This is a genomic window from Arthrobacter sp. TJ-266, assembly GCF_058269115.1.
Window position 1 is genome coordinate 762,888 of the sequence record NZ_JBZCNC010000001.1, and the last position, 18,219, is coordinate 781,106.

Sequence of the window (18,219 nt, forward strand, 5' to 3'; positions counted from 1 at the left end):
GTCCTGGCGCGGCGACGACGCGCCGATGGTTTCGATGCGCCCGGCGGTCCCTGGCGCGCGGCGGCTAGCCGCCGACGGTGGGCTCGAGGACGAGGAGGCCGCCGACCCGGCCCGACCGGTCGAAGGAGACGCGCCCGGACATCACGCCGTCCTCGAAGTGCAGCGCCAGTTCCACGATCCTGAGAGCGCCGTTCTTCCGCACCGTGGCGGTCCCCGGCCGCTCGTAGGCGCCGACGGCGTCGTCGACCTCGCTCCACACCGCCGCGAGCACGTCCTCCGTCACGGCCTCGAGCATCGTCGGGGTGAACCGCGCACGCAGTGCGGACCAGTCCCGGGCGGCCCACTCCGCGAACACGGCTTCGGCCTCCGCCGCCGGGTCGAGCGGGACGGCCCGAGGGGGAGCCGGTGTCCGGCCAGGAGCCTCCGACCCGAAGCGCTGGAAGGCGGCCTGTCGGCTGATGCCGAGCGCCGCACCGACGTCGGCCCAACTGGCGCCGTGGCGTCTCGCCGCGTCGACGGTCGCGCGCAGCAGCGCGTCGCTGAGGTGGGTGAGATCGGATGCGGCTCGCAATGCGTCGGACGCCACGAGGCCGAACGGCTCGACGGCCAGCAGTGCGCGGACCCGCGCGGTGCCGGTTTCGACGTCGGCGAGGGCCTGCCCGGGCTGTGCGTCGTCGTGGCCGGCGTCCTCGGGTGCGGTCACGGAGGGTCCCGTGATCTCGGGTGCGGTCACGGAGCTTCGGGCATCGGGCTCGGGGCCGTCCTGCTTCCTGCGGTCGGAGGTCATGCCAGGCGCACCGCCAGGATGCCGGCCGTCGGCACGAGGGCGATCAGGAAGGACCACCAGTCCCCGCGGGTCGCGGGCTCGGCGCCGACGAGGCGGTCCCACCGCGCGACCAGCACCACGGTGCCGACGGCGGTGAGTCCCGCCGGGACGTACCAGACCCACACGGTGGTGGCGTAGAACGCCGTGACGACGGCGCCGAACACCATCCAGCCGACCGCCGCCGTGAGCGCCGTGACCAGCGCGACGCCGGAGAGCTTCTTCGGGGGGCGGAGTACCGAACGGAGGTAGGTGGCCGCTGTGAGGAGAGTGACGACGGGGATCAGCCAGGTGGCCACGAACTCCATCACCGTGAACCCCGTCCTGCGAGTAGGGCGATGGCGAGGTCGTCCACGGAGGCCGCCGTCCGGATGGGGGACACGTCACCGAGCGCGATGACGGCCTCATCCCGCGCGGGATCGAGGGCGAGCATGGAGGAGAAGCCGCCGGTCCCGCCGTTGTGCCAGAGGACGGTCGATCCGCCGTCGTCCTCGAGGACGTGCCAGGCGAGGCCCATGGCGGGGTCCGCGACGCCGTCGAGCGGTTCGAGCGAGCCGCTCCCGGGCGCCGAGCCGTCGAGGAGCGCCGCGGCGAGGAGCGCGAGATCGGCGGCGGTGGACCGCACGCCTCCGGCAGGGGCGAAGCCGTCCATGGTCCATGCAGCGGATTCGTCGCCCGAGGCACGGAGGCCCCGTAGCGCCGCCGATCGGAGGTTCTCCTCCGTCGCGGGAACGTACGTGTCCGTCATCCCGAGCGGCTCCGTGATGCGGTTGCGGAGCAGCTCGGGGTAGGGGAGCCCTGCGCGGGCGGCCAGCGCCTGCCCGAGGAGCGCCACCCCGAAGTTGGAGTAGGAGTACGTCCCGGGGGAGGACAGCTCTGCGTTCGTGGCGGCGTCGAGGAGCTGAGCCGTGGTGAAGCTGCCGTACGGGTTGCTGCCCGTGACGTTGCTCCAGGCGGACCGGACCAGGAAGCCCGCTCCGCCGGGTAGCCCGGGTAGACCGGAGCGGTGCGTCGCCAGTTCCCGGAGCGTGACGCCGGCCAGCGGTGCCGCACCGAGGTCGAGCAGTTCGCCGAGGCGGGTCTCGAGGTCCACCTCGCCGCGCTCCATGGCGTCGGCCAGCAGCATCCCGGTCAGCGCCTTCGTGATGGATCCGATCTCGAGGTCGGAGCGGTCGTCGGCGCCGAACCCCGCCGTGGTCACCGCATCACCGGTCACGCGGGTGACCACGAGGCGGTGCGAGTCCGCCGGTCGGTGCGCCGCGACCTGTTCGGCGAGTCCGGCGTCGCCGAAGGAATGCTCCGATGGTGGTGGGAGCGTGGGCGCTGCGACGCCGAGTGCCAGGAGCGCAGCGGCACCGAGAGCGACGATGGATGTCTTCCGACGCGTCAGGCATTCCATGTGTCAACGCTAGATTTACAGATCATGAACTGTCAAGAGAGTCTTGACACCTATTCGCTCCGCCAGGAGTTCCAGAGCGAGGCGTAGGCGCCGTCGAGCACGATCAGTTCGTCGTGCGAGCCGAGCTCCGTGATCCGGCCGCCCTCTACGACGGCCACGCGGTCGGCGTCGTGGGCGGTGTGGAGTCGGTGTGCGATCGCGACGACCGTCCTGCCCTCGAGCACCGCGTTCAGCGACCGCTCGAGGTCGCGGGCGGCCTGCGGGTCGATCAGGGAGGTCGCCTCGTCGAGCACCAGGGTGTGCGGGTCGGCGAGGATCAGGCGGGCGAGCGCGAGCTCCTGCGCCTGTGCCGGGGTGAGCTCGTGCGCTCCCGAGCCCACTTCGGTGCGCACGCCCTCGGGCAGCTGGGTCACCCACTCCAGCGCGCCGACACTGTGCAGTGCGTCCTCGATCTCGTGCTCGGCGGCGTCGGCACGGCCGAGCCGCACGTTCTCCGCCACCGAGCCCACGAACACGTGGTGCTCCTGCGTCACGAGGGCCACCTCCCGCCGCAGGTCGTCGAGCGGACGGTCCACCAGCGGCACCCCGCCCACCGTGACCGAGCCCGACGACGGCGGGTGGATCCCCGCGATCAGCCGTCCGAGTGTCGACTTCCCTGCGCCGGACGGCCCCACGACGGCGAGACGCTCGCCGCGCCGGAGGGTCAGGTCGACGCCGTGCAGCACGTCGTGTCCGGGCCGGTAGGCGTACCTGGCGTTGCTCAGGACGATGTCGTCGTCGCGGGGCACCGCGGTGGTCGCCAGGCGGTCCGGCTCCACGTCCTTCACCCCGACGATCCGCGCGAGCGACGCCGCACCCACCTGGATCTCGTCCGTCCACATGATCAGCAGGTCCACGGGATCGATCAGGCGCACCGCGAAGAGGGCGACGGCGGCCACCGCTCCCGGCGTCACCACGCCCTGGCCTGCGAGCCACCCGCCCCAGAGCAGCACAGCGGCGGCGGGTAGCCAGAACGCGATGTCCGCGGCGGGGAACAGGACCGATCGGAGCCATAGCGTGTACCGCTCGGCGCGGTAGCTCGTGCCGAGGGCGGTGTCGAGATCCTCGCGGCGCAGTGCGCCGAGCCCGAGGGCGTCCACCGTGCGGGCACCCTCGATGGTCTCCGTGATCGTGCCGTTGACCACCGCGTAGGTCTCGCGCTCACGCATGTAGCCAGCGGCGCTCCGGCGCAGGTACCAGCGGGTCACCGGCCACAGCAGCGGCAGGCCCACGAGAAGGGCGAGCGAGAGGACCGGTGAGGTGATGATCGCCGCACCAAGCGTCAGGGCGATGGTCACCACCGAGACGACCACCTGGGGAACCCCGAAGCGGACGGTGTGGGACACGGCGTCGATGTCGTTCGTGGTGCGCGCCACGAGGTCGCCGGTGCCCGCCTTCTCGACGGTCGAGAGCGGCAGGGCGGTGACGCCCGCCATGAAGTCCTCGCGCAGCTCGGCGAACACGCGCTCGCCGAAGACCATGCCGGAGCGCACCGCGAAGCGGCGGAGAATCGACTGGACGGCCAGGAAGCCCAGCATCCCGAGGGAGACCAGCGCGACGACGTCCGGCGTCGTCCCGGCGGACAGGGCGTCGATCAGGTACCCGAGCAGGAGCGGACCGGCGAGTCCGGCGACGGCCGACCCCACGTACAGCCCGATCACCCCGCCGAGCCCGCGCCGGTGGTGCCGGATGAGGCGCGAGGCCTCCCGGCGCACGGCGCGGGGCTCGGCGACGGGCAGCGTCGCGGTGCTACTCACTGCGGATCACCACGTTCCGGTAGGAGGCATTGGCGGCCATCAGGTCCTTGTGGCTGCCCTGGGCGGTGACACGGCCGTCCTCGAGGAACAGCACGCGGTCCATGGTGCGGAGAACCAGGGGGCTGGCCGTGACCACCACGGTGGTCATGCCGTCCCGCCGTCGTACCCCTGCCAGGCGGGCGGCGATGCGCTGTTCCGTGTGGGCGTCCACGGCGCTGGTCGGTTCCACGAGCACCAGGTTCTCGGCCCCGGTGAGGTAGGCCCGCGCCAGCACGAGGCGCTGACGCTGCCCACCCGAGAAGCTCCGGCCGCGTTCCGTCACCTCGTGATCGAGCCCGTCCTCCAGGCCGTCGAGGATGTCCAGGGCGCTCGCTGCCTCGAGCGCCGCGAGGATCCCGGCGTCGTCGTGCCGCGCGTGCGGATCGAGCTGGCGGCGGAGCGGCCCGCTGAACAGCTGCGGTCCCGCCTCGCTGACCACGATGCGCTCGCGGATCGAGGCGAGTGGCACGTGCCGGAGATCGGCGGCACCCCAGCGGACGGTGGCCTCCTCGAGCACGGCGTCCTCGAACCGCCCGAGGCGCATGACGGCGTCCGCCGATGCGTCGGGCTCGCGCAACACGACGGCGGTGAGGATCCCCGGCTCCACCATGACGCCGCTGCGCTCGTCGACGAGTGGCGAGCCCGACGGCGGTGCCGGCTGTGTCGCCGCGGCGTCCGCCACGTTCGCGTCCACCGACAGCACCGCGATGACCTTGCGGGCGCCGACGTGCGCGCGGATGAAGCGGGCCACGGAGTCCGCCGCGGCGCGGATGGGCGTCATGAGGAAGATCGAGAAGCCGTACAGGGCCACGAGTTCGCCCGGCGTGATGGCGCCGTCGAGCACCAGTGACGCGCCCACCCACGTGAACACCACGCTGAAGGCGCCCGCGATGAACACCTGGGCTGCCTCGAGGTCGGCCAGCGAATGCGCCACGCGGATGCCGGAATCTCGGGTGGCCGCCGACTTCTGCCGGTAGCGGTCCACGAAGATGTGCTCGCCGCCGATCCCGCGCAGCACCCGGAGCCCGGCGACGGTGTCCGCACCGACGGCGGTCATCTTCCCCGACGCCTCACGCTGCTCGCGCTGCCGCGCCTGGAGTGGACGCACCACGAACAGCAGCAGGGCGCAGCACACGGGTACGCCGACGAGCACGACGAGCCCGAGGACGGGGGAGGTCCGCCAGATCAGCACCGTCACCACCAGCCACGCCGCGGCAGCACCTGCCAGGCGGGTCAGCACCTCGTACACCTCGCCGAGCCGGAACGCGTCCGACGCCGCGGTGGAGACCACCTCGCCGGTGGAGAGCGCCGAGGGCAGGGCGTCCCCCGTGGTGCTGATCTTGTGCCCTACGAGTTGCACCGACCGGAACGCGGCCTGCATCCAGTTGCTGACGCCGGCCCTGTGGGTCGCGGTGTCGGCGACGGCCTGAACGACCATGAGTGCGAGGAGTGCGGCGGCCCAGCCCACCAGCGACGCCGAGTCGCTGCCGATCACGCCGTCGTCGATCGCGCGACCGATCACGAAGGGCATCATGGCCTGCGACGCCATCCACACCGTCCCCAGTGCGATCCCGGCCAGGAGGGTGGCCTTCTGGTGACCGCCGAGCCACAGCAGGAAGCGCACGGGGGAGCGCAGGTCCGGCGAACCGGTGGGGGCATAGGGAAAAGAGCGCACGAGAGACCATCGTAGACCGCGCGACCCCGTAGTGGTAGGGATATGCCAATCAGTCTTAGGCACCCGCCGCGCGGGGTTCCGGCGGCCGCTTCCACGTCAGCTTCATTCGTTGTTCTACAGCGTTACGAAGTACCGTGGAGTGGTGTTGAAGACCGCGCTCAAGCCCCGATGGATCCTCATGCTGATCCTCGCGATGGCGATCGCCGCGGTCTTCGTGCTCCTCAGCCAGTGGCAGTTGAACTCCTCCCGCGAAGCCCCGCCGCCCGCGCCGAGCACCACCGAGAACGTGAGGCCCCTGACGGACGTCCTCGAACCGCTCAACCCGCTCCTCGCGACCACCGCCGACCAGATGGTGTCCGTCGAGGGTTCCTTCGTCCCCGGCACCAGGACCCTCGTGCAGAACCGGCTCCTCGACGGCGAGGAAGGCCTCTGGGTGATGCAGGCCTTCGAGGTCGAGGGTGCCGACGACGCCCAGGGCGCCGACGCCGCGGGCGGCGCAGCGGCGTCCGCTGCGGAGGGCACGGTCATCCCCGTCGTCCTCGGCTGGGTCCCGGAGGCTGAGGACGCCGCCGGGATCGCCGAGCGGACCGGCACGGCGACCGTCGTCGGGCGACTGCTGCCGCCCGAGGCCCCCGAGGTCCAGCGTCCGGTCGACGGCGAGGTGCCGACGCTCTCCACCGCCGAAGTGTCCAACCTGTGGGACCGGCCCTCCTACGCCGCGTTCGTCGTGGCCACCGAGATCACCGAGGGGGGAGCCGCGGTCGCGTTCTCGGCGGGCATGGAGCCCGTCGTCGTCGGTCCGCAGCCGCAGGAGACCCCGATCAACTGGCTCAACATCTTCTACGCCATCGAATGGGTGGTCTTCGCCGGATTCGCGTTCTTCCTCTGGTGGCGGCTCGTCGCCGATGACCACCGGCGGTCACTCGAAGAAGCCGCGGATGCCGCCGACGCCGCCGAGGCCTCAGCGGACGCCGCACCCGAGACCTCAGCCGACACCCGCGCCGACCCGCACACCGACCCGCACGCCGATACCCTCTCCGACCCGGAGGTCGACCCCCACGCCGACGCTCTCGCCGGACGAGACAGAAAGCGACTCCCATCGTGACCGAGCCAGCACTCACCCCGAAGGCATCCAGCGGCCGCCCCGCACCCGGGAAACGGCGGTTCGGAGGCACGCACGCGCAGATCAGGTCCGCGCTCGGCTTCTACAAGGTGCTCGCCTACGCCACCGGCGTCATGCTGCTGCTCGTGGTCGTCGAGATGGTCGCGAAGTACGGCTTCGGGACGGAGATCGTGGCGGGAGCAGGGGCGCCGCTGCAGTTCCTGCCGGAGGTCGTCGCCGAGACGGCGGGCGGGTTCAACCTCTCCACCGCCGTGCTGATCGTCCACGGCTGGCTCTACGTCGTGTACCTCATCGCCGACTTCCGGCTGTGGCAGTTCATGCGCTGGCCGTTCAGCCGCTTCATCCTGATCGCGCTGGGTGGCGTGGTGCCGCTGCTCTCCTTCGTCGTCGAGAAGCGCATCCATCGGCAGGCGGAGCAGGATCTCGCTGCCCACCCCGAGGCCGCGCCCCGCTACTGAGCCGCGATCGAGCCGCTTCTGAGCCGTGGACACTGCTGGTCCGGCGGTGTGCGGCCCCCGGTAGCCGACGACTATTGTGGACGCGTGACGCATCCCGAGAACGGCCCTGAGAACGGCGCCGACCACCGCCCTGTCCTCGTCGTGGATTACGGCGCGCAGTACGCGCAGCTCATCGCACGCCGCGTCCGCGAGGCGGACGTCTACTCGGAGATCGTGCCGCACACGCTCAGCACCCAGGAGATCCTGGCGAAGAACCCGGCGGCCATCATCCTCTCCGGCGGTCCCTCCAGCGTGTACGCCGAAGGGGCACCGACGGTCGACGCCGATTTGTTCGACGCCGGAGTGCCCGTGCTGGGCATCTGCTACGGCTTCCAGGCCATGGCCAACGCCCTCGGCGGCACGGTCGCGAAGACGGGCCTCCGGGAGTACGGCTCCACGGACATCACGTCCGACGGCGCGTCCCGCTCCATCCTGACCGGCACTCCCGAGCACCAGAACGCGTGGATGAGCCACGGCGACAGCGTGCAGGCCGCTCCCGAGGGTTTCGATGTCCTCGCCAGCACGGCCGGTGCGCCCGTCGCCGCCTTCGCCAACGAGGAGAAGGCGCTCTACGGCGTCCAGTGGCACCCCGAGGTCAAGCACTCCCAGCACGGCCAGGCCGTCATCGAGAACTTCCTCTTCCGCGGCGCGCGCCTCGACCCCAACTGGACCACGCGGAACATCCTCGAGGAGCAGGTGGACCGCATCCGCGAGCAGATCGGGGACGCGCGGGTGATCTGCGGCCTCTCCGGCGGCGTCGACTCCGCGGTCGCCGCCGCACTCGTGCAGAGGGCCGTCGGGGACCAGCTGACCTGCGTGTTCGTGGACCACGGGCTGCTGCGCGAGGGCGAGGCCGAACAGGTGGAACGCGACTTCGTGGCCGCCACCGGCGTGAAGCTGTACGTCGCCAACGAGCAGAAGCGCTTCCTCGAGGCGCTCGCGGGCGTCTCCGACCCCGAGACGAAGCGCAAGATCATCGGACGCGAGTTCATCCGTGCCTTCGAGGAGGCCGAGCGCGCCATCATGCGCGAGGCCGAGGCGGAGGGTGAGCCCATCCGGTTCCTCGTGCAGGGCACCCTGTACCCCGACGTCGTCGAATCCGGCGGCGGCGAAGGGGCAGCGAACATCAAGAGCCACCACAACGTCGGCGGTCTGCCCGAGGATCTCCAGTTCGAACTGGTCGAGCCCCTGCGCACCCTCTTCAAGGACGAGGTGCGCGCCGTCGGGGCCCAACTGGGTCTGCCCGCGGAGATCGTCGGGCGCCAGCCGTTCCCCGGCCCGGGCCTCGGCATCAGGATCGTCGGTGACGTCACCGAGGAACGCCTGACCCTGCTGCGCAAGGCGGACGCGATCGCGCGCGCCGAGCTGACGGCGGCGGGCCTCGACAACGAGGTCTGGCAGATGCCGGTGGTCCTCCTGGCCGACGTCCGCAGTGTCGGCGTGCAGGGCGACGGCCGGACGTACGGTCACCCGATCGTGCTCCGACCGGTCTCGAGCGAGGACGCCATGACCGCCGACTGGTCGCGGCTCCCGTACGATCTCCTCGCGCGCATCTCCAACCGCATCACCAACGAGGTGGACGGCGTCAACCGGGTGGTCCTCGACGTCACGAGCAAGCCGCCGGGAACCATCGAGTGGGAGTGACCGCCGCCCACGGGAGCTGAGGGACACCCCGGACCTCGGGTTCAGAGAGACAAGGAAACGGAGCGGGAAGAGGCGGCACCCGCCTCTTCCCGCTCCGCCGGTGCTGCGTTGCTATCCGCAGGCTCCGGACGCTTTTCGGATAGCTTGGAAGACATGCCAATCTGGTCGAGATCAGCACGAGACAACGCAGGTAAGAAGGCCGCCGCGCCCGAGCAGAACGAGCGGGATGCGGCAGGGACGTCCGTGGACGCTCGACCGGGTGGGAACGACGACGGGCAGCGCGCGGGCGAAGGCTCCGCGACCCGCTCCGTGCGCAGTGCATCGGACCGGTCGGCGGCCACGTCCGGCGAGAAGCCCGCCGCTCGCGGGGCCCGTCCCGTGCCGCGCTCGGATGAGGAGCACACCTCCTCATCGGCCGCATCGTCGGTGGACCGGGCAGGTGGGGAGCCGCAGTTGCCGGCGGAGGACACCCCGTCGGCGCAGTCGTTCCTCCTTCCCTGGCTCGAGGCACTCGGACCCCAGGCGAGTGGCGATACCCTGCTGCACTTCCGGCCGTCCGCCGGCACGAGCATCGACCTGACCCACGCACACCCCTCCGGCCTCGCGCAGCTCCTGGCGGGACGACGCACCCGGCTCTCCACCCTCCTCCGCGACCCGGTCCAGTACAGTGCCGCGAAGGCCGCCGCCCGGGCGCTCCGGGCGAAGATCTTCGAGCTGAGCACGGAACGCGGGATCGACGTCGGCTACCTCGCCGCGGGGACCGCGTCCTGGCGGTCCGTCGACGAGACCGGGCGGTCCGAGACGATGAACGCACCCGTCCTGCTGACCGCGGTGTCCCTCACCGTGCACGCCTCGCAGGACGACTACGAACTGCAGATCACCGAGCAGGCGCGCATGAACCCCGCGCTCGTCCGCCACCTTCAGGACAAGCAGGGGCTGCGCGTCGATGCGGAGGGCATCGCCCGGCTCGCCTACGGGACGGCCCGGATGGATCCGCACCCGGTCCTCGAGCGCATGAGGATCCTCGCGGACGGGGTGCGGGGCATGTCGGTGGAGCACCGCGTCCTCGTCTCCACCTTCGCGGACCTCGCAGGCGTGACGGGGGACCCCGCGCTCACGCCGGACCACGAGATCCTGTCGGCCCTGATGTCTTTCGCGCGGGGTGACGCTGAGGGCTCCCGGCTCCTTTCCGACGCCGCGGACGGCCGTCACTTCCCGACCGCCGACGAGCGTGACCCGGCCGGCGAGATGCTCGTGCTCGATGCGGACGTGGCCCAGCAGGAGGTCCTCGACCTCGCGGCCGCCGGCGTGAGCCTCGCCGTCGCGACCCCTCCGGGCACCGGGCAGACCCAGACCGCCCTGAACCTCGCCGCACAGGCTGCTGCTGGGGGACGAACGGTCATCGTCGCCGCCGAGCGGCGTGGCACGCTGAACGAGTTCGTCCAGGACCTCGACGGACTCGGCCTCGGGTCCCTCGTGCTGCAGCTGGGCAGCAGCACAGGCCCCGCCCAGCTCCGGGACGCGGTCATCCGCGCTCTCGTGCGGAACGAGAAGGCCGTAGAGCCGCAGCTCGGCTCGCTCCACGAGACCCTCACAGGGCACCGACACCAGCTCATGGAGCACGTGCGCAGCCTCCACAACGTCCGCAGCCGGTGGGCGTGCTCGCCCTACCAGGCCATGCAGTCCCTCGCCGGGCTGACCGCCCTCGATCCGGCGCCCTCGACCACGGTGCGGCTCAAGCGCAGCGTGCTCGATTCGATCACCGACCGCAGGGAACTCACCGAGCGGCTGCACCGGGCCGCAGAGCTCGGCAGCTTCAGCAGGGCCGCCACGGAGAGCCCCTGGTACGGGGCCCAGCTCCTGAACCGCAAGGAGACGGAGCACGCGCACGCGCTCGCGGAAGGGCTCGCCACCGACCTCCCCGACCTCCGCGGAAGGGTCCAGCGGGTGGCCGAGCACTCGCACATCACCCTCGGCGGCACGTTCGGCGAGTGGGGCGAGCAGCTCGAACTCCTCGTCTCCGTGCGGGGCAGCCTCGACAAGTTCACTCCCGACATCTTCGACCGTCCCGTCACCGATCTCATCTCCGCCACCGCGCCCGCGTCCTGGCGCAAGGAGCGCGAGATCGAGATGAGTTCCATGACGCGGTCGAGGCTGCGACGCGTGGCCAAGGAGTACATCCGCCCGGGCGTGCACATCGCGGACCTCCACTCCTCGTTGCTGGAGGTTCAGCAGCAGCGGACCTCCTGGAGCCGCTACGCGCTGACCGAGCGCCACCCCTCCGTGCCGACGGGCCTCGCGGAGATCCATGCCGCCTACGTGGCCATGGAGGGTCGCTTCGCGGACCTGACGTCCCTGCTGCGGTCCACTCCTGCCCGCCCGGATCTCGCGGCTCTCGACCTCGACGCGCTGGAGAGCCTGCTGCGTGGCCTCGCCTCCGATCGCGCGACGCTCGAGACGCTCCCCGAGCGGACCCTGCTGCTCGACGAGATGCGCGAACAGGGACTGGGTGACCTGCTGGACGATCTCGCCGCGCGCGAGGTGCCCGCCGATCACGTGGGCCACGAACTCGAGCTCGCCTGGTGGCAATCGGCTCTCGAAGCGATGATCAGCGGCGACGACTACCTCGCCATGTCCGACGGCGCGAGCCTGCGCGCCCTCGAGGCGGAGTTCCGGCTCGCCGACAACGCGCACATCGCCTCGGGCCCGGGCCGCATCCGCTGGTCGCTGGCGGAACGATGGACACGTGCCATCGCCGATCATCCCGGGGATGCAGCGAAGCTCCGTCAGGGGCTCAAGGAGGACACCCTCACCCTCGAGGCGTTCGCCGGACTGCACCCCGATCTCGTCGCGGCGTTGCTCCCGGTCTGGGCCGCCAGCCCGCTGACCGTGCGGGGCTCCGTTCCCGAGGCGTACCGCTTCGACACCGCCGTGCTGCTCGACGGCGAGTCGATGTCCCTGCAGAGCGCAGTGCCCTGCGTCGCCCGTGCGCGGCAGACGGTCGTGTTCGGCGACGATCGCCTCGCCGGGCCGACGCGCTTCAGCATCGAGCTGCAGTCGGCTGATCGCGCCTCGACGCTCGAGCCCCTGCCCAGCGCGTTCGATGCCCTCCGCGACGTGCTTCCCGTCCGGGGGCTCACGCAGGTGTACCGCGGTGTCGATCGCGACCTCGACACCTACCTGAGCGAGACGTTCTACAACGGCAAGCTCTCGCGCCTGCCGCAGGCGTCCGAGGTCACGGGTGGCCACCGTGGCCTCCAGGTCGAGTACCTGCCGAACGGGACGGGCATGCCGAGTTCCGAGCACGACGGCGTCGAGAGCGTCGCGGTCGAGGTCAACCGGGTGGTGGAACTCGTGTTCGAGCACATCCGGCACAGGCCCGCTTCCTCCCTCGCCGTGGTGACCGCGAGCGCACGGCATGCCGCACGCGTGGGTGAGGCGATCCGGCTGCAGCTGGCGGAGTTCCCGTGGGCCTCCGAGTTCTTCACGCCCGGGCGTGAGGCGTTCAGGGTGGTGCCCGTGGAGCGTGCGGGCGGGCTGGTCCGCGACGAGATCATCTTCTCGCTCGGTTACGGCCGGACGCCGCACGGGCGGGCCCTGCACTCCTTCGGCCCGCTCTCGGCACCGGACGGTCGGCGCAACTTCGTGATGGCGATGACGCGGGCGCGCCGTCGCCAGCACGTGCTGACCTGCTTCCAGCCGACGGATCTCGATCCGGAGCGCATGACCACCGGCGCACTCGACTTCTTCGCACTGCTGCAGCACGAACTGGGCGAGAGGGCGCACCCGTCCGTCAGTACCGGTGGTAACGCCGATCCGCTCGTCGCCGATCTCGTGGACCGCCTGCGGCACCGCGGCGCCGAGGTCTGGGACCACTACGCGGATGTCCTGGACATCGTCGCGGCGCGGCCGGTCGACGTCCTGGCCGACGGCACCGCGGCCACCTCGCGCGACGAGCGCCCGGCACCGCTCGCCATCGAGTCCGACGGCACCGAGCGGTACGGGTCCATGTCCGTGCGCGAACGGAGCAGGCTCCGGCCCCAGGTCCTCGAGCGCATGGGCTGGCGCTACATGCCCCTGTGGACCATCGAGGTGTTCACCGATCCCGAGGGGTGCGCCGAACGCGCGTCCGCACTGATCGGACTTCCGCCCCGGGAGACACCGGACCAGCCGACCACACGGAAGGAAGCGGTGAGGATGCGCAAGGACGAGCAGCACCCGGGCCGTGGTTCGGCCCTGGGTCGGGGGGCGCCGGAAACGGACGAGGCACCGGGAGGTGCGTCGGGAACCACGGCGGAGAACGCGACGGGAACGACGCCGGGATCGACTCCCGTCCTGCCCACGAAGGCGGGCGAGGACGATCCGCGTGCGTGGGGTGACGCCGAGGAGAACCACGACGCCTGGCTCGAGGAGCAGCGCCCTCCGCACTGGGGCTGACCGCCGCCGGACGCGCAGCCCTGACGAGTGATTGTCAGGGCTGCCTGGTCCACCACCCGCGGCGCGCCAGCACCGGTCAGCTGCCGGAGGTGAGGACGAGGTGGACCTCGCCCGAGCTCGACGCTCCCGCGAGGACCGCGGCGTCCTCGGAACCGGCCGCGACGACCACGAGACCGGAGTCGCCGTCCTCGCCCGGCCAGGCTCCGCCGCCGCCGTCCGGCGCGGTCCACAGCACGGGGACGGAGCGTGCGACCACCCGGCTGTCCGAGGCGACGTCATAGCCGTTGCCGGTGCTCAGGATGACGTCGACGCTCTGACCTGGTGCGAGCAGCTGGACGGTCGACGGATCATCCGGGCGCAGGGGGACGGCGACGGTGCCCGGGGGTAGGCCCGTGAGGAGCGCCTCGCCGACGAGTGCGGTCTCCGGGACCAGGCTGCCCTCGGCGAGAGGCGAGGCCAGCTGCTGACCCACCGCCTGGTCCGCGGCGAGCAGGGTATTCCCGACCGATGCCTGCTCGGGCAGGTCGACGACCACGAGGTCCGCGTCGCTCAGGACGGTGCCGACCGCGAGGTCGCGTGCCGCAGCGAGCGCGGGTCGGCTCGCGGCGTCGTCGCCCACGCCCGCCTCGACCGCGATGCCTGCCGCAGCGCTGAGGCAGAGGCAGGCCATGAGGCGCTTGTGCCGATACACGGCACGGCGGAGTCGGGTGCGCAGCGGGAGGGACGGGGTGGTGCCGGTTCGGGTCATGGCTCGACCCTAGGATCGGCGCCCGGTCACGTCCCGCGGGGGAGTCGCTATGTGGACAGCGTCGAGCCGATCACACCCACGTCACCGTCCCGGTGGACGCCCGAGTGCACGCTCCGGCACGGGCCCCTTCGGACGCCGTGACCGTGGTCGACGTGCCTGTTCCGCTCGAGGTCAGGAAGCCGCGGCAGCGGACCCCGTCGACGACCTGCCGGAGGCACTGGAGGCACCCGAGGCACCGGACGACGCCGGCGCGGCCGTAGCCGATTCCTTCGACGAGGACGACGAGGACGAGGAGGACGACGTCGACGCCGGGGAGGCCGACGTCGTTCCTGAGGTGGACGATGCGTCCGACGACGGGGAGGAGGACCCGGCGTCGACGGTGGCCGTCGAGTCGCGGGAGTCGTTGCGGTAGAAACCGGAGCCCTTGAAGACCACGCCCACGCTGTTGAACTTCTTCCGCAGCAGGCCGGCGCACTCCGGGCACACCGTCAGCGACTCGTCGGTGAACGACTGCTGGATGTCGAAGGCGTGGCCGCAGTCCTTGCAGGCGTAGGCGTACGTGGGCATGGGAATCCTCCTGGGCGAACGGCGTGGCTCCCGGAGGGCTCTGGCGAAGAGCTGGCACTCTCCGGGGTCGAGTGCCAGTCTACACGGGGTCGCCGGCTCGGGAGGGGCCACGGGCGCCGCTCGGCTCCAGGCGCCGGGCGGAACTCAGGGGAGGAGCCGGGCGCCGTCCGCGGTGATGACGCCGTCGAGCGGCTGGTCGAAGGTCTCGGCCGGCAGGGCTCCCGCCGGCAGGAGCTCGGAGCGGTACACCATCCCCATCGCCCGCACACCGGAACCGCGGACGGCCGGCTGCGCGAGGAAACGGTCGTAGTACCCGCCGCCCTGGCCCAGGCGGTAGCCCGAACCATCGACGCACAGGGCGGGCACCACCATCAGGGCAACGCCCCCGATGTCCTCGAACCGGCGGCGTGGACCGGTGGGCTCCTCGACCGGAGCCCGCGGCGACCGCACGAGCGGGACGCCGGGTGCCCATGCCGCCCAGGACAGGGCGTACCCCGGTTCACAGACGGGGACGACGACGTCGTACCCGAGGCGGTGCGCGGCCGTCAGCAGGGGAGTGGTGTCGGGTTCGGTCCCGAGACCGAGGTAGGCCGCGAGCGTCCCTGTGCGGGGGTCGGTGGAGGACGCGTTCGGTGCACCCGGTGCACCCGGTGCACCCGGTGCGCTCGGTGAACCGTCGGACGGCGGGAGCCCGGCGAGGAGGGCCAGCACCTCGCGGGCGAGATCGGCCGCCTGGCGTGCGCGGTCATGAGCGGTCATCTCGGCGCGTGCAGCGCGGATCCGCGAGCGCAGCAGCGCCTTGTCCTTAGCACGTACGGTCGCCGCGATACTCTCCATCGCACCATTGTGCGCAACCACCGGGCCGGAGCGGGCACGTTATGTAGTGTGGGTCCCATGACTTTAGGATCACGCGTGACCAAGGCCGTCATCCCTGCGGCCGGGCTGGGGACCCGCTTCCTTCCAGCCACGAAGGCGATGCCGAAGGAGATGCTCCCGGTCGTCGACAAGCCCGCCATCCAGTACGTGGTGCAGGAGGCCGTCGACGCCGGTCTGTCCGACGTCCTGATGATCACCGGACGGAACAAGCGAGCGCTCGAGGACCACTTCGATCGCGTGCCGTTCATCGAGCAGACGCTCGAGGCGAAGGGCGACCACGACAAGCTCGCCGCCGTGCGCCGGCCCTCCGAGCTCGGGGACATCCACTACCTGAGGCAGGGCGACCCCAAGGGCCTCGGCCACGCCGTCCTGCGGGCCAAGCTGCACGTCGGCAACGAGCCGTTCGCGGTGCTGCTCGGTGACGACCTCATCGACGAGCGCGACCCGCTCCTCGAGACCATGATCGCGGTCCAGGCCACCACGGGCGGCTCGGTCGTGGCGCTCATCGAGGTGGACCCGCAGCAGATCAGCGCGTACGGGTGCGCGGACATCACCGAGGTCGACGGCGAGGACCACGTGCGCGTGAACCACCTCGTCGAGAAGCCGTCGGTTGAGGATGCGCCGTCGAACCTGGCCGTCATCGGCCGCTACGTGCTGCACCCCCGAGTCTTCGACGTCCTCGAGACGACGGCACCCGGCCGCGGCGACGAGATCCAGCTGACGGACGCCTTGCAGACCCTCGCGGCGGCCGACGGCGAGGGCTCCGGTGTGTACGGCGTGGTGTTCCGCGGTCGCCGCTACGACACCGGCGACAAGCTGAGCTACCTGAAGGCCGTGGTCACGCTCGCCTCCGAGCGCGAGGACCTCGGCCCGGACCTTCGCGCGTGGATCAAGGACTTCAGCGCGGGGATCACGGACTGATCCACCATGTGGTCGGCCGGTAGCTGGCCCGTGAACCTCAGGACCGGTTCGCTGGTCCTGAGGCCCATCCGCCACAGGGACAAGGCAGCGTGGACCGCTCTGCGGCACCGCAATGCGCGATGGCTCGCGCCCTGGGAGGCATCCAACCCCGACCCCGAGGGGTTCCTTCCCACGTACCACCAGATGGTGCGGTCGCTCACGGCGCAGGCGCGGGCCGGCGCCGCACTGCCGTTCCTCATCACGCAGCAGCCCGAAGGGTCGAAGCAGGCGCGGCTGACCGGGCAGCTCACGGTCTCGAGCATCACCTGGGGCTCGGCGATGACTGCGACGCTCGGGTACTGGGTGGACTCCGAGCTCGCGGGCCGGGGTATCGCACCGACGGCAGTGGCCCTCGCGACGGACTACTGCTTCGACGACCTCGGTCTGCACCGCATGGAGATCAACATCCGCCCCGAGAATGCGGCCAGTCTCAGGGTGGTGCAGAAGCTCGGGTTCCGTGATGAGGGGCTCCGGCCCCGCTACCTGCACATCAACGGGCAGTGGGCCGATCACCGGAGCTTCGCGCTCACCAAGGAGGACGTTCCGCACGGCCTGCTGACGCCGTGGCTGGAGCGGATGGACGCCCACCGCGCGTGAGCGACGGTTCGATGCCCTCCACTGCATATGACCTGCCGACACACCGGGGGTAATGCAGTCCGTGACGTCCCGTTCCTCCTACCGTTCTAGGTGTGGTCTTCTCCCTGGATAGCTCGTTGGTGCTGGCTGCGATCGTCGGGCTCTGGCTCGTATGGGTTGCTCCCTTCGTGCTCCGGGGAACCATGCCGGCAACGTCCGGGAGCGCACGTGACTACGCGGAGCGGACGGCGGATCGTTCAGGAGAGAACACGATGATGATGGCAGACCAGGACCCCACTCCGGCCCCGCGGGCGGCGGGTTCTGCCCGCAGCAGTGCATCGGCTGCCCGGCTGCAGGCGGTGAGGAAGCTCGCGACGAGCAAACCCACGTCCCGTTCCGTCCGACTCGGCGTCGCATCGACGGGTGCGCTCGCGCTGGTCGCAGCACTTGTCACGACCGTGCTCGCCATCCTGGACCTCGTGCCCTTCTTCCCGCCTCTGCTCTGCCTCCTGACGGCCGCCGCCGCCGTCGCCGTGCTGCGCGTCCTGGCGATCAGGGGCCGCCACGCGCGGGTCCAGCGTGCCTTCGACCACGCCATGGCCCCGGTCCTCACGACCGCCGAGCCGGTGCACACGCACGCTCGCGTCATCGCAGCGCCGCAGCGTCCCACTCAGCTCTTCGACGCTGAGTCCGCAGGCGCGCGCCCGCTCTCCGCGATGGAACTCCGGACGGCTGCCCTCGCCGTCGCCCGGGGCACCGCCGACCGCACCTCCGCACCTGCGGCGGCCACGAGGCAGGTCCTGCCCGCCGGTGCGACGGCATGGGTGCCCGTCGAGCTCCCGCGTCCCACCTACGTGGACGCCGCGAAGGCCGAGCGCGAGGCCCCTGCGCCCCTCGACCTGCCCGAAGCCCCCCGTCCCACCACCAGGACGCCGATCAAGGCCTCCGAGGCTGCAGCCCGCGCGACGCCCCTCGAGGACGATGCTGCCGGGTCGAATGCCGCTCCCGCGACGGGTCGCATCAACCTCGACGACGTCCTGCAGCGCCGTCGCGCCTGAG

Annotated in this window: 15 protein-coding genes; 7 read left to right on the top strand and 8 right to left on the bottom strand. The window is 71.4% G+C overall.

What is annotated here, in order from left to right; genetic code table 11:
- Positions 1–64: 64 nt before the first annotated feature.
- The 5 genes from AC4D12_RS03925 to AC4D12_RS03945 are packed head-to-tail and all read right to left on the bottom strand — an operon-like array spanning position 65 to position 5,732.
- Positions 65–787 (bottom strand): DUF3887 domain-containing protein, encoded by a 723-nt coding sequence (locus tag AC4D12_RS03925; protein WP_490948578.1) that lies wholly within the window; start codon positions 785–787, stop codon positions 65–67.
- Positions 784–1,134: a hypothetical protein gene (locus AC4D12_RS03930; RefSeq protein ID WP_490948580.1), complete on the bottom strand. Its 351-nt coding sequence runs from the start codon at positions 1,132–1,134 to the stop codon at positions 784–786. The genes AC4D12_RS03925 and AC4D12_RS03930 overlap by 4 nt, the downstream gene beginning before the upstream one ends.
- Positions 1,131–2,222, bottom strand: coding sequence for a serine hydrolase domain-containing protein (locus AC4D12_RS03935; RefSeq protein WP_490948582.1), 1,092 nt, complete (start codon positions 2,220–2,222; stop codon positions 1,131–1,133). The genes AC4D12_RS03930 and AC4D12_RS03935 overlap by 4 nt, the downstream gene beginning before the upstream one ends.
- Positions 2,223–2,272: 50 nt before the next feature.
- Positions 2,273–4,018 (bottom strand): ABC transporter ATP-binding protein, encoded by a 1,746-nt coding sequence (locus AC4D12_RS03940; RefSeq protein WP_490948584.1) that lies wholly within the window; start codon positions 4,016–4,018, stop codon positions 2,273–2,275.
- Positions 4,011–5,732 (bottom strand): ABC transporter transmembrane domain-containing protein, encoded by a 1,722-nt coding sequence (locus tag AC4D12_RS03945; RefSeq protein WP_490948586.1) that lies wholly within the window; start codon positions 5,730–5,732, stop codon positions 4,011–4,013. The genes AC4D12_RS03940 and AC4D12_RS03945 overlap by 8 nt, the downstream gene beginning before the upstream one ends.
- A 109-nt stretch (positions 5,733–5,841) precedes the next feature.
- On the opposite strand from AC4D12_RS03945, the gene AC4D12_RS03950 reads away from it, so the two are divergent.
- The 4 genes from AC4D12_RS03950 to AC4D12_RS03965 all read left to right on the top strand — a co-directional run bounded on the left by AC4D12_RS03950 (position 5,842) and on the right by AC4D12_RS03965 (position 13,433).
- On the top strand, positions 5,842–6,837 hold the full coding sequence (locus AC4D12_RS03950) for an SURF1 family protein (RefSeq protein WP_490948588.1): 996 nt from the start codon (positions 5,842–5,844) through the stop codon (positions 6,835–6,837).
- Positions 6,831–7,313 (top strand): DUF3817 domain-containing protein, encoded by a 483-nt coding sequence (locus AC4D12_RS03955; protein ID WP_490948775.1) that lies wholly within the window; start codon positions 6,831–6,833, stop codon positions 7,311–7,313. The genes AC4D12_RS03950 and AC4D12_RS03955 overlap by 7 nt, the downstream gene beginning before the upstream one ends.
- A gap of 84 nt (positions 7,314–7,397) precedes the next feature.
- Positions 7,398–8,996 (top strand): glutamine-hydrolyzing GMP synthase, encoded by a 1,599-nt coding sequence (gene guaA / locus AC4D12_RS03960; RefSeq protein ID WP_490948590.1) that lies wholly within the window; start codon positions 7,398–7,400, stop codon positions 8,994–8,996.
- A gap of 153 nt (positions 8,997–9,149) precedes the next feature.
- Positions 9,150–13,433, top strand: a complete 4,284-nt coding sequence (locus tag AC4D12_RS03965; RefSeq protein ID WP_490948592.1) for a DUF4011 domain-containing protein — start codon at positions 9,150–9,152, stop codon at positions 13,431–13,433.
- 76 nt (positions 13,434–13,509) lie between these two features.
- On the opposite strand, the gene AC4D12_RS03970 is transcribed toward AC4D12_RS03965, so the two are convergent.
- The 3 genes from AC4D12_RS03970 to AC4D12_RS03980 form a co-directional block, all read right to left on the bottom strand.
- Entirely contained in the window at positions 13,510–14,181 is a 672-nt protein-coding gene (locus AC4D12_RS03970; protein ID WP_490948594.1) for an RcpC/CpaB family pilus assembly protein, read from the bottom strand.
- A 171-nt stretch (positions 14,182–14,352) separates the two neighbouring features.
- On the bottom strand, positions 14,353–14,748 hold the full coding sequence (locus AC4D12_RS03975; protein WP_490948596.1) for an FmdB family zinc ribbon protein: 396 nt from the start codon (positions 14,746–14,748) through the stop codon (positions 14,353–14,355).
- Positions 14,749–14,892: 144 nt separating this feature from the next.
- Positions 14,893–15,585, bottom strand: a complete 693-nt coding sequence (locus AC4D12_RS03980; protein WP_490948598.1) for a 5-formyltetrahydrofolate cyclo-ligase — start codon at positions 15,583–15,585, stop codon at positions 14,893–14,895.
- 57 nt (positions 15,586–15,642) lie between these two features.
- Between AC4D12_RS03980 and galU the strand changes: the two genes are divergently transcribed.
- From galU to AC4D12_RS03995, 3 genes are all read left to right on the top strand, one after another.
- Positions 15,643–16,545 carry a UTP--glucose-1-phosphate uridylyltransferase GalU gene (galU, locus tag AC4D12_RS03985; protein ID WP_490948600.1) on the top strand — a complete coding sequence of 301 codons (903 nt, stop codon included), beginning with the start codon at positions 15,643–15,645 and terminating at the stop codon, positions 16,543–16,545.
- A gap of 6 nt (positions 16,546–16,551) precedes the next feature.
- Complete coding sequence (locus AC4D12_RS03990; RefSeq protein WP_490948602.1) at positions 16,552–17,181, top strand: GNAT family N-acetyltransferase; 630 nt, start codon at positions 16,552–16,554, stop codon at positions 17,179–17,181.
- Between the two features lie 92 nt (positions 17,182–17,273).
- Positions 17,274–18,218 (top strand): hypothetical protein, encoded by a 945-nt coding sequence (locus AC4D12_RS03995; RefSeq protein WP_490948603.1) that lies wholly within the window; start codon positions 17,274–17,276, stop codon positions 18,216–18,218.
- The last annotated feature ends 1 nt before the right edge of the window (position 18,219 follow it).